General features: G+C 37.4%; 10 protein-coding genes. 5 read left to right on the top strand and 5 right to left on the bottom strand.

Features of this window, described 5'->3' with window-relative positions:
• Nucleotides 1–10 precede the first annotated feature (10 nt).
• Nucleotides 11–2,245, bottom strand: coding sequence for an FUSC family protein (locus IWB64_RS14345; RefSeq protein WP_226975903.1), 2,235 nt, complete (start codon nt 2,243–2,245; stop codon nt 11–13).
• Between the two features lie 187 nt (nt 2,246–2,432).
• Here IWB64_RS14345 and IWB64_RS14340 point away from each other — a divergent pair, with 187 nt between their 5' ends.
• Entirely contained in the window at nt 2,433–4,358 is a 1,926-nt protein-coding gene (locus IWB64_RS14340) for a DUF294 nucleotidyltransferase-like domain-containing protein (protein WP_194534648.1), read from the top strand.
• The gene (locus tag IWB64_RS14335; protein WP_194534647.1) at nt 4,358–5,017 is read left to right on the top strand and encodes a 3'-5' exonuclease; all 660 of its coding nucleotides are present in this window, start codon (nt 4,358–4,360) and stop codon (nt 5,015–5,017) included. The genes IWB64_RS14340 and IWB64_RS14335 overlap by 1 nt, the downstream gene beginning before the upstream one ends.
• A gap of 5 nt (nt 5,018–5,022) precedes the next feature.
• On the opposite strand, the gene IWB64_RS14330 is transcribed toward IWB64_RS14335, so the two are convergent.
• Nucleotides 5,023–5,973 (bottom strand): phosphoribosylaminoimidazolesuccinocarboxamide synthase, encoded by a 951-nt coding sequence (locus IWB64_RS14330; RefSeq protein WP_194534646.1) that lies wholly within the window; start codon nt 5,971–5,973, stop codon nt 5,023–5,025.
• 41 nt (nt 5,974–6,014) lie between these two features.
• Nucleotides 6,015–6,968, bottom strand: coding sequence for a PhoH family protein (locus IWB64_RS14325; RefSeq protein ID WP_194534645.1), 954 nt, complete (start codon nt 6,966–6,968; stop codon nt 6,015–6,017).
• 290 nt (nt 6,969–7,258) lie between these two features.
• Here IWB64_RS14325 and IWB64_RS14320 point away from each other — a divergent pair, with 290 nt between their 5' ends.
• Nucleotides 7,259–8,092 (top strand): SAM hydrolase/SAM-dependent halogenase family protein, encoded by an 834-nt coding sequence (locus IWB64_RS14320; protein WP_194534644.1) that lies wholly within the window; start codon nt 7,259–7,261, stop codon nt 8,090–8,092.
• Between the two features lie 693 nt (nt 8,093–8,785).
• Entirely contained in the window at nt 8,786–9,904 is a 1,119-nt protein-coding gene (dnaN, locus tag IWB64_RS14315; RefSeq protein ID WP_194534643.1) for a DNA polymerase III subunit beta, read from the top strand.
• Nucleotides 9,905–9,982: 78 nt separating this feature from the next.
• On the opposite strand, the gene IWB64_RS14310 is transcribed toward dnaN, so the two are convergent.
• Together IWB64_RS14310 and IWB64_RS14305 are read right to left on the bottom strand one after the other, a co-directional pair.
• On the bottom strand, nt 9,983–10,348 hold the full coding sequence (locus IWB64_RS14310) for a DUF4870 domain-containing protein (RefSeq protein ID WP_194534642.1): 366 nt from the start codon (nt 10,346–10,348) through the stop codon (nt 9,983–9,985).
• 137 nt (nt 10,349–10,485) lie between these two features.
• Nucleotides 10,486–10,965: a hypothetical protein gene (locus IWB64_RS14305; RefSeq protein ID WP_194534641.1), complete on the bottom strand. Its 480-nt coding sequence runs from the start codon at nt 10,963–10,965 to the stop codon at nt 10,486–10,488.
• A 139-nt stretch (nt 10,966–11,104) separates the two neighbouring features.
• Here IWB64_RS14305 and mnmE point away from each other — a divergent pair, with 139 nt between their 5' ends.
• A complete protein-coding gene (gene mnmE, locus IWB64_RS14300; protein ID WP_194534640.1) occupies nt 11,105–12,502 on the top strand; it encodes a tRNA uridine-5-carboxymethylaminomethyl(34) synthesis GTPase MnmE in 1,398 nt (465 codons plus the stop codon).
• Nucleotides 12,503–12,514 lie beyond the last annotated feature (12 nt).

The raw sequence follows: 12,514 nt of genomic DNA, 5'->3' as shown, positions 1-12,514 counted from the left end.
TACTGGAAAACTAATCCGTTTCTATTTTCTTAGCTATTCTCAATATTTTCCCGCTCAGGGAAAAGAGCCAACGTAATTGCCCTAGAATTAAATGGGCCTCTTGTAAATTACGCTCACCTCCTACTTTTAAGGCATTTTCAAAATCCCATACTATGGTGTTGAACTTTTGGCGGTTGTCCTCAAAAGATTGCTCTTGAATTTTAAGTGAAAAATCATCTTTAGCATCCACATGTGCCAGTATATCAATAGCTCTTTCCAAATTTTCTTGAATATGCGCCACGGCGGATTTGAAACCTTCCGAAGCCTCTGTGGTACAATGATTCTGAATATACGAGCTTAAAGACGCCAAGGAAGATAGAAAAGCATGACTCAGCGTTACCAACTCATATACTTCATTTACATTTTTTTGTTTTGATTTTGGCTCTTGAACCATTTGCTGAAAAGCACCACTTAAATTAGAGGTCTCATGAAAAGCTTTCTTACGAGTTAATCTTAAGGGGGTAGGTTCTTTTTCATTCAAACTATAAAAAGCTGCAATCTCTCTCAAGAAATTTTTATTGGCAATCAGGCAATTCCTAAGGTTGTTATTCATACTTAGAAAACCCCATGCGGGCCACAGCACCAAAGTAGCAAGAAATGATAACCCTGCGCCAATTACAGTATCCAGAATTCTAAACTGTATAACCGTCAAAATATCAGGACGGAGAATACCATAAATAAAAATAACACTCAAAGTAATGAACGTTGCCGCGGTCTTGTAATTTCGCTGTAGCATAGAAAAGGCTACGATTAGAGAGCCTATGCCCAATACCGCAAATAAATAGGTGTTCTGTACCAGGGAAACGATAATAAAGGCTATTGCGCCGCCAATAAGCGTACCTATAATCCTATCCTTTGATCTTGTTTTGGTAAGTCCGTAACTAGGTCTTAAGATGATAATGATGGTCAATAAAATCCAATACGGATTCTGAAAATCAAATATAGTCCCTATGCCATAACCGATCATTACGGTTACCGCCAAACGAAGTGCATGCTTAAAAATAAGAGATTCAAAACTAAAATTACTCACCAACGTCTTTGGGTCGTAATCTTGTGGCGCTATAAATTTACGCGCATACTTGTCATCAATAAACTCTAACTCTTCCTCCTTGGGATCATCCAATAACCACTTTATCTTTTTTAGTAGTTCTACTTGCTGCTCTTGGTATTCGTATAGATTTTGGAGCATTAAATATGCACTCAAATTCTCATTATTCGGTTTCGCTTTCAATACGGTTATCTCACTCTCAATACCTTTTAGAGCCTGTTGCAACTCTCCATTTTGAGGTAATTTTCTCTTATTCTTACCAGCATAAGCTATCTCTTCTAATTGTTTGGACACTTTAAACATTAGCTTTTGAAATAGCTCTACAAACTGAGGATGTTTTTCTAGAACAACAGCCATATTACTGTAATTAATAGGTTTAGCTATAGCTATTTCAAGCATTTCTACAAGCTGGGCCAAGACCAATAATTTCTTACTGTGATAAATAGAGCGTCCTGAACTTCTACGGTAAAGGATAAGCGTCTCCCTTAACTTCTCATGCTTCTCCATAAGTTGCTCTTGCAACTTATGGAGTTCCGAAAGTAATTTTTGTCTATCAAGACCCGGCTCTATCAATTGCCCTCTAATATGTAAAAATTTAGAAGTTAAGAGATAGGTCTCTTGAAAAGTCTCTTCTATTTCTCCGGTAGGATTTATACTGTGCCAAACTACGGCCAGTAGCAGGTACCATAAGCCACCAGACCCAACCAATAAAGCATATTGATAGACTTCTAATTCCTGCAGTTGATGTGCAAAACTTAAAACCAAAGCCAATAAGCCGGAGAAACTGATTAATGAAGCCCTAAAACCAAATACGGATATATAGGCTATGGAAAAGGTCAATAAACCTAAAACGGGTATCAAAATATAAATGGGCAAATCTAGATAACCTCCAATAAAGCTTACGATGACAACCAAAGCCGCGGAGAAGAGAATACCGATTTTCTTATGCCTATAGCTACCGCTCGCGTCACTGGGGGAACTCCAAAAAGCCCCAAAACATATGGCTAGACCAATTTCTAACTGGTCAAAATATATTCCCAGCAGAATTGGAACAGTAACCGCCACGCCAACCATTATAGCTTTAGAAAAATCAGCGCTCTTAAAAAATTGCAGAAGCTCTCTAAAGTTTATTGCTATGTTTCCTTTAAATATGCCCAAAACCATGCTTTTGAAGCATCAAAGATAGCAGATAACTTTGGCCTACTTCAAAATGTTAAGGCTTCTTTCTTGAAAACTCTTGACCCAAACAAAAAGAAGCGAAAGAGAAACCTTGGTATTAGTTCTTTATTTAGTTTTTCTTTTTTTTATGCTCGTCCTGATCTAACTTTAGCTTTAAATTTACTTTATGAAGAATACGATTTCTGCTCGGGTTGCCGATTTCCTTAAAAACTACCCTCCTTTCAACGAAGTAGCTACCAAGGAACTAGAAAACCTATCCGAACAAGTAAGTATTATCTACAAAGTAAAAGGCGAGGCGATTTTTTCTGTTGAAGAAGAAGCTCACCCCTGTTTTTACGTGGTGCACAAAGGTGCTGTAGTTCTTACCAAAGAGCCGAACGATGAAGTTGTAGATTTATGTGATGAAGGTGATATTTTTGGCCTCCGACCATTAATTGCGAATGAAAATTACAAAATTGGCGCTAAAGCTTATGAAGAAACTATTCTTTACGCCATTCCAATAAATGAGTTTAAGCCCATTATTCAGGAGTATAAAGCAGTTGGTACTTTCTTAATTGAAAGCTTTGCCTCTAACACCCGAAACCCATACTCAAAAAGTTATAGAGGAAAACTCTATGAAGGTACAACACCCGCAGAAAGCAATCCTTTAAAAAACAGTGAATTACTAGACCTACAAGGCGTATCTTATTCCAAAAAACTAATTTCTTGTTCAGAGAATACGACAATAAAGACCATAGCCACTACAATGACCGAAAAAAGGGTTGGGTCTGTATTGATCGTAAAAGACAACCTTCCCGTTGGGATTATCACGGATAAAGATTTACGGAACAAAATTGCTACCGGTCTTTTTCCTATAACCACTCGTGCTAAAAATGTAATGAGTTCGCCAGTAATTACCTATCCTAAAAAAATGACCATCACACAGGCCCAAATGGCCATGATGAAAAGTAGTATTAGCCACTTATGCCTTACCATGGACGGTACCCCAGATTCTGAAGCCGTGGGTATTATAAGTAAGCATGATATTATGTTTGAGCTGGGTAATAACCCCGCAGTGCTCCTAAAAGCTATAAAACGAGCCAACGGATTCAAGAAACTAAAAACAGTCCGTAGAAGAATCATGGACTTGTTAAGGGGATATTTAGAACAAAATTTACCACTAACACTTATCTCTAAAATTATTTCGGAGTTAAACGATGCCTGCATCAAACAAATCACCAAGATTGCATTGTCCAGAATGGATGCTCCACCACCGGTTAAGTTTGCTTGGTTAGCCATGGGAAGCCAAGGTCGTAGCGAACAATTACTGCAAACCGATCAAGATAATGCCTTGGTTTTTGAGGATGTGCCCGAGGAACAACTTACGGAAACACGAACTTACTTCTTAGAATTGGCAAAGCTTGTCACAAGGGGACTATTTAAAATAGGATATGAGTACTGCCCAGCTGAAATGATGGCCTCCAACCCTGATTGGTGTTTAAGCCTAGCGGAATGGAAAGACCGTACCTTCCACTGGATAACTAACCCTGGACCGGATGAAGTACTGTTGTCCTCCATATTCTTTGATTATAACCTAGCCTATGGCGATGTTGGATTAGTGAACGAATTAAGTGCTCACCTTTTTGAAACTACGGAGAAATACCCCGTTTTCTTTTTACACCTGGCAAGTGGTGCACTCCAAAGCCCTTCTCCTAGCGGATTTTTCAGAAGTTTTCTAGTAGAAGAAGATGGCGAGTATAAAGATTTTTTCGATTTAAAGCGAAGAGCCCTAATGCCTTTAATAGATGGCGCAAGGGTTCTTGTACTCTCTCATCAAGTAAAATCCATTAACAATACGGCAGAACGCTTTGAGAAGTTGGCTGAACTAGAGCCAAATAATGAAGAGCTGTTTCTAGCTTGCTCTTATGCTACCAAAGCCTTGTTGAAATTTAGAACAAAACACGGTCTTTTACACAACGATTCCGGGCGTTTCATTGCCTTGAATAAACTGACCAAAGAAGAAAAAATTAAACTAAAACGTAGTTTTAAGACCATAAAAGATTTACAGGAGCTTCTTAAAATACGTTTTAAAGTCACAAACCTACTGGGCTAATGGATTTCTTCAAAAAAAAGCGAAAAAAAAACTATCCTGATTTTTGGTTAGAATACGAAGCAAAGTTCGAAAAGAAGGTAGATTACACCATTTCCGAAATACGTTTTGTTGTATTTGATACAGAAACCACAGGTTTTGATTATGATGCAGACCGCATATTGTCCATTGGTGCCCTGTCCATAAAGAACAACAGTATTCCCATAAACGATAGTTTTGAGGTCTTTCTTTACCAGCATTTTTACCATGCTAAGAACATAGAGATTCACGGAATTTTACAAGAAGAAAGGCAAGAACGAATTACCGAGCTTGAAGCATTGATTAAATTTCTAGAGTACATTGGGGATTCTGTATTGGTGGCCCATCATGCCGGTTTTGACCGAAACATGATCAATCACGCTTTGAACCGTCATGGAATGCCCAACCTGAAGAATAAATTTTTGGATACTTCTGTCCTTTACAAAAGAACCCTAATCAAATCTCCGCTTCTACAAGTAAAGCCACAATACTCTTTAGATGAACTGGCTGAAAAATTTGACATTACAAAAAAAGATCGCCACACCGCTTTGGGCGATGCCTATATTACTGCCATTGCTTTTATAAAAATTGTTCAGAGACTTAAAACAAAGAAGAATTTTTCAGCAAAAAAACTACTTAAATAGAGTTTTTAACCCTTTAAGTAATTAAGCACATTACCCTCTATACGATTCTGTATATCAGATATATCTGCTTTCACAAAAGTTTCGCCAGTAATATTTTCATAAAGTTCAATATAGCGTTCCGAAACCGATTCTACATAAGCATCTGTCATCTCGGGCAAAGTCTGTCCTTCCAAACCTTGAAAGCCATTTTGAATTAACCATTGACGCACAAATTCTTTAGATAATTGCTTCTGAGGCTCGTCTTTATCCTGTAACTCTTTATACGTATCCGCATAAAAATAACGAGAAGAATCTGGCGTATGTATCTCGTCTATCAAAACTATCTTGCCGTCTTTAGTCTTTCCAAATTCATATTTGGTATCCACTAGAATAAGACCTCTTTCTGCAGCAATCTGAGTCCCTCTTTCAAAAAGAGCTCTTGTATATTTCTCTAATACTTCGTAATCATCCTTAGAAACAATACCTCTTTTAAGTATATCTTCTTTGGAAATATCCTCATCATGATCACCCATTTCTGCCTTGGTGGCTGGTGTAATAATAGGCTCGGGAAATTTATCGTTTTCCTTCATCCCTTCTGGCATAGCCACACCACACAGTACACGCTTACCTAATTTGTACTCACGGGCCGCATGACCAGACTGATACCCTCTAATGACCATTTCCACCTTAAAAGGCTCGCAGGCATGCCCTACCGCAACATTTGGGTCGGGTGTAGCCATTAGCCAATTAGGAACAATATCCTTAGTAGCTTCCATCATTTTGGTAGCTATCTGATTCAAAATTTGCCCTTTGTACGGAATACCCTTTGGCATCACCACATCAAAAGCCGATAGACGGTCTGTGGCAACCATAACCAATACGCCATTATCAAGTTCATATACTTCACGCACCTTGCCTTTGTAAACACTTTTCTGGCCCGGAAATTCAAAATTTGTATCTGTAATGGTGCTGCTCATCGGATGTTCGTAATTTTTTATTTAAAAGAGAGAATTCTAACTTAATTCTGGTGTTCTATATTTTTATAAGCATCAATAACTTTCTTCACTAGTTTATGACGTACTACATCTTTATCATCTAAGTATATAATCTCAATACCTTCTGTATCCTTGAGAATTAGAAGCGCCTCTTTAAGACCTGAAATCATTCTTCTTGGCAAATCTATCTGACCCGGATCACCCGTTATCATAAACTTGGCATTCTTACCCATACGCGTTAGAAACATTTTCATCTGCGCGTGCGTGGTATTTTGTGCTTCGTCCAAGATAACAAAGGCGTTATCTAAGGTACGGCCACGCATAAAAGCCAACGGAGCAATTTGAATGATATCATTCTCAATTAAATGCGTTAATTTTTCTGCGGGAATCATATCTCGTAGCGCATCATATATGGGTTGCATATACGGATCTAGCTTTTCTTTTAAATCTCCTGGCAAAAACCCTAAATTCTCTCCGGCCTCTACCGCAGGTCTTGTTAAGATAATACGTCGTACTTGCTTTTCTTTCAGTGCTTTAACCGCAAGAGCAACCCCTGTGTACGTTTTGCCCGTACCAGCTGGTCCTATAGCAAAAACCATATCATTTTTCTTAGCAGCGGCAACCAGCCTGCGCTGGTTTAAGGTTTGCGGTTTTATCAACCTTCCGTTAACGCCATGCACCAAAGTTTCATCACTGCTTTCGGGCGTCTCGTAATCCGTAGATATATTACTGGTCAATACCCTTTCGATGACATTCTCATCTAGTTTATTATACTTTCCAAAATGATCGGTGATCATGTCAAAACGACGTTCGAATTCCTCTAAGAGTTCTTCGTCTCCGTAGACTTTTATTTTACTTCCCCGTGCTACGATTTTCAATTTTGGAAAATACTTTTTAAGCAGGTCGATATTTTCATTTTGTTGCCCAAAAAATTCTCTCGGGCTAATCTCGGTAAGTTCTATTATGAGTTCGTTCAAAAAGTTGAGGTGTTAAAATGAAAGCCTGTGAACATAATATTTCGCTTGGCTGTTTTTTTGTTATAATTTTGTTTAACAAACTTAACGAAAATTTCAGTTTGCCTAACTAAAACATATCAACATTACTGTATGATAGCGAACTCAAATAATCAGATTCTTTTATTCTCAAATAGCATCTTGCATTTCTTTTTAAAAAGATTTAGTATGGTTGTTACGGTTTCACGCACCACTGGGCAATCGTCTCAATCTATGCTATTACCTATTTTTCTTGTTGTAAATGAAAAGAATTTATGAATCCAATTATAACGCTAACCACAGATTTTGGCCTTAAAGACTACTTTGTTGGCACCCTAAAGGGAACCATCTACAAGGAGCTTAGTGATGCCAGAATAGTTGATATCTCTCATAATATAAGTCCCTTCAATATTCAAGAATGCGCTTATATTCTCAAGAATTCATATGAACACTTTCCTGAAGGTACGGTACATATTGTTGGTGTAGATTCAGAACCAACTCCGGAAAACCAACATGTAGCCGTATTAGTAAACGGCCATTATTTTATTAGTGCTAATAATGGTGTTATAGGCTTAATTACCAGTGAAATTGAGCCAGAAAAGGTGGTGGAACTGAATATCCCCAACCCTAGTCATGGATCATTCCCTGTTTTGGATGTTTTTGTACAAGTTGCTTGCCATATTGCCCGCGGCGGCACTTTAGAGGTGGTAGGAAAACCCTTTGACCAACTCAAGGACCTACGTGAATTTTCACCTACTGTAATGGATAACGGAACCAAAATAATAGGTAGTGTTATTTATATTGATGCCTATGGGAATGTTGTGACCAATATTAATAGAAACTTTTTTGAAGCTTATCGTAAGGGACGGGATTTTGAAATTACCGCTCGCACAACCAAATTCACAAAAATTCATAATAAGTATAGTGATATCATCAACTTTGACTTGGATAAAAGTCAGCGTAAAGGAGCGGGAGACCGATTAGCTCTCTTCAACAGTGCTAATTACATTCAACTGGCAATCTACAAGAGCGACCTAAATACCGTAGGCGGAGCCTCTACCCTATTAGGTCTTGATTTTAGAGATACGGTTACCATCACTTTCTCTTAGTAAGTTTGATGTGATGCTTTTTAGCTATAGTTATTAGATAATAGCAAACTTAAAAGCAATACCTCTTTATTAACAGGTGCTAAAGTATCTTTAAGTCGCACTATGATTGCCATTTCCTAGCATGAAATACAATTGCAGAGTAAAGGAAGCCACTTCTTACATCCAGTAAATTTTCATCGGCATTTGCAAATCGCATTAAATCAACTTCATTATAAGGTGCTTTAGACCAAGGCGAAGAAAACTAAATACTTGTAGTTTCAGGTGGTGATATAATCCGCAATTAGACACCTAATAACAGACCATTGAAATAGGTTTATGACTAGTAGACAAACAACTATTACGATAACAAAGAATTTTTAATAAACGCCTTGAATTTCCATTTAGATGAAAAATGACTTATAAACATTCAAAATAAAAAAGTTTTTGCACCCTTCCTAGCCCCACCAAAGATAGCAGACCAAAAAACTAAATGATAGCTAATAAATATAGGGCTTCCCATAGGGTTAACACTTCTTCTTGAAGTCATTTTAAGCTATTTTAGAAGACGTAAATACAGGGCCTAGGTGTTAATAAGTTTGTTTCGCTAAAAAATGCTTTTCAAATATCTTTGTTTCACTCAGGTTTTTTAAAACTTGGTTTAAATTCGAGACATTTTAGACACTATATACCACAATTTGAAATAACGATTCTCCTATGAAATTCATAGTATCCAGTACGTATCTCTTAAAGCAATTACAAGTTTTAGGTGGTGTTATCAACAATAGCAACACATTACCTATTCTAGACAATTTTCTATTTGACCTTGATAACAACAAATTAACGGTCTCTGCTTCTGATCTCGAAACTACAATGAGTTCAGTGCTAGATGTAGATTCTGATAACCAAGGTACTATTGCCGTTCCGGCTCGCCTTCTGTTAGAGACCCTTAAGACTTTTCCAGAGCAGCCCCTAACTTTTGTTGTTGAAGACAATAACACTGTAGAAATAAGCTCTAATCATGGTAAATATGCTTTGGCATACGCAGATGGTGCGGAATTCCCAAAAGCTGTTGAACTGGCCAATCCTAGTTCCACCACCCTCCTTGGAGATATCTTGGCAACCGCTATTGACAAAACCATATTTGCGGCCGGTAATGATGACCTTAGGCCTGTAATGAGCGGTGTGTTCTTTCAATTCTCTACAGAGAATCTAACTTTTGTAGCTACAGATGCTCACAAATTGGTAAAATACCAACGAACAGATGTTACCGCTTCACAAGTTGCTGAATTCATAATGCCTAAAAAGCCTTTAACTCTTTTGAAAGGAATTTTAGCAGGCAGTGAGTCTGATGTAGTTATTGAATACAATGATAGTAACGCTAAATTCAGTTTTGAGAATACGGAACTTATCTGTCGTTTAATAGACGGTAAATATCCAAATTACGAAGCAGTAATTCCTAAAGAGAATCCAAATGTACTTTCTATTGCTAGAAATCAATTTTTGAGCTCCGTAAAAAGGGTTGCTATTTTCTCTAACAAAACTACCCACCAGATACGTTTAAAAATTGCTGGTGCAGAACTTAATATTTCTGCAGAAGATATTGATTATAGTAATAAAGCCGAAGAACGTTTGACTTGTTCCTACCAAGGCGATGATATGCAGATAGGTTTTAACTCTCGTTTCCTAACCGAAATGCTGAATAACCTTAACTCTGATGAGGTTTCATTGGAAATGAGCTTACCTAACAGAGCGGGCATCCTTACTCCTATTGATGGGCTTGATGAAGGCGAAAATGTAACCATGCTTGTAATGCCGGTTATGCTGAACAGCTAAACTGATACTCTAGAATATAAAAAAAAGCCCCAAGAATTACTTCTTGAGGCTTTTTACTTTTTATAAACTTCTTATACATTAAGAAATAAAAGGAATGGTCATAAATGTACTCGGTTTTTCGCCATTACTAGCTCTCACCGCATTTACTATAGGAATTACAAAAGCTACTACGCCTATAAAAATTAAGCTTAAGATACCAAGGCCAAAAAGTAATATGGCCGGTACACTTAAAATAGTAATGAGAAGCACTGTCAACTGAAAGTTTACGATAGACTTACCGTGCTCGTCCATTCCGTTTACGGTATCCTTTGTTGTAAGCCACAATAATAGCGGAACTATAAGACCGCCAAAACCGGTTACATAGGTTAAAAACTGCGATAAATGCGCAATTACCAACAATTGATTGTTTTGTTCAAATGTTTTGTTGTGATTGATGATTTCCATTTTTTGATTGTTTTAAGGGGTTACTGTAGATATGACGACCAAAAACCAGAAATGTTACAATACCCACCAAATATAAAAACAAAAAAATCCCGTAAGCACAGGGTCTTACGGGATTGTACTATAATAAGTTTACTATTTTAAAGCTTACTCTGTAGCTTTATCAATTTTTGCTTATTCTTGTTTATACTTGATTTCAGTTTACCTAACTTTTTTTCAATTTTGGCAATATCATTAGGAGAAAGTTTTCCTTTAATTTTATCAACCTCCATTTTATCCCTGATTTTCGCAACCTTACTTTCATCATTCTTCAATCCTTTTTCTACTGAGCTGATTTGACTAGCAAGCTTTTCATGTTTCTTAGTCGCCTTATCAGCGGCTTTTTGTGCTTTTATGATTGCCTCTGCTTCTTTTTCAGCTGCTTTAGCCTCTTTTTCGGCTGCTTTTGCTTCTTTTTCAGTTACTTCAATTTGTTTTCTTAGCTCTTTAGCTTCTCTCTGAGCTATCTCTACTTGAGAAATTGAATCATTCCTAACCTCTTTGACCTCTTCATCCTGTGCAGATGAAAATGTTGTGAATCCCAAAAAAACAACAGAAAATATTAATAAACGTTTCTTCATAATAATATATTTAAATAGTTAATGGACGGCGAAGTTACTTATTTTCTCTTATCCAAAAACATTCCTTTATTAAATTTTTGAAGCTTGTTTTTAGAATTTCCGTCTACTTGTTTTTACCTATTTTTGCAAAAACTTTTTAATGGTTCCTAACGATAATATTATAGCATTGGCAACCCCTTCAGGTGCTGGTGCAATTGCAGTCATCCGTATTTCAGGAGAAACCGCAATAGATACCGCAGCCAATTTTTTTAAATCTTCCTACGGGAAAGATTTGAGAAAAAAGAAGAGCCATACCATTAGTTTAGGGCATATTATAGAAGACAATAAGATATTAGATGAAGTTTTGGTCTCCGTTTTTAAGGGACCAAATTCCTATACCGGCGAGAATGTTGTTGAAATATCCTGCCATGGGTCGCCTTACATTCAGCAACAGGTCATTCAGTTGTTCCTCAGGAACGGATGTAGAACTGCAGATGCAGGAGAGTTCACTTTAAGAGCCTTTTTAAATGGTAAAATGGACCTGAGCCAAGCGGAGGCTGTTGCTGACCTTATTGCCAGTGACAATGCCGCTAGCCACCAGATTGCCATACAACAGATGCGTGGCGGATTTAGCAACGAGATTAAGAACCTACGTGCAGAACTTTTAAATTTTGCATCGCTCATTGAGCTTGAGCTCGATTTCTCTGAAGAAGATGTAGAATTTGCAGATCGCACTCAGTTTAATGACCTTCTAACACGCATTCAAAAAGTATTAAAAAGCCTAATAGATTCCTTTGCGGTAGGAAACGTAATAAAAAATGGAATTCCCGTCGCCATTGTTGGGGAACCTAATGTTGGGAAATCCACCTTGCTAAACACTTTTCTTAACGAAGAACGTGCGTTGGTTTCGGACATAGCCGGAACCACCCGTGACACCATTGAGGATGAAATTGCTATTGGGGGAATCAGTTTTCGGTTTATAGATACGGCCGGTATCCGCGAAACCAAAGACGTAGTTGAAGGTATGGGCATCAAAAGAACATTTGAAAAAATTGAACAATCTCAGGTAATCTTGCTCTTGGTAGATGGTTCTAAGATTTTAGAAGATAGCGAGAAGCTAAAAAATATCACTATCGACTTTGAAAAAATAAAAAATAAAAATCCTTTAAAGCCACTTCTTCTATTGGTAAATAAGGCCGATACACTTTGTGATGCTGATAAAGAGGTTATCGCCCAACACCTAGATGCTGTAAATTATCTCTCTGCCAAAACAGGTGAAGGCGTAGAAGAACTCAAAAACAGCTTATTGGAATTTGTAAATACAGGAGCGCTTCGGAACAACGAAACTATTGTAACCAATTCTCGCCACTACGATTCATTGCTCAAAGCCCTAGAAGAAATTGAGAAAGTCCAATTTGGTATGGAAGAAGACCTCTCTAGCGACCTCATGGCTATTGATGTGCGTGAAGCACTATATCATTTAGGAGAAATTACAGGACAAGTGACCAATGATGAATTGTTGGGGAATATATTTGCTAATTTTTGTATCGGGAAGTAGATTCTAATTTTT

It is taken from the genome of Zobellia nedashkovskayae, assembly GCF_015330125.1.
GTDB lineage: Bacteria > Bacteroidota > Bacteroidia > Flavobacteriales > Flavobacteriaceae > Zobellia > Zobellia nedashkovskayae.
The sequence above is the reverse complement of the archived record's forward strand: the minus strand, read 5'-3'. Positions and strand labels throughout refer to the sequence as shown.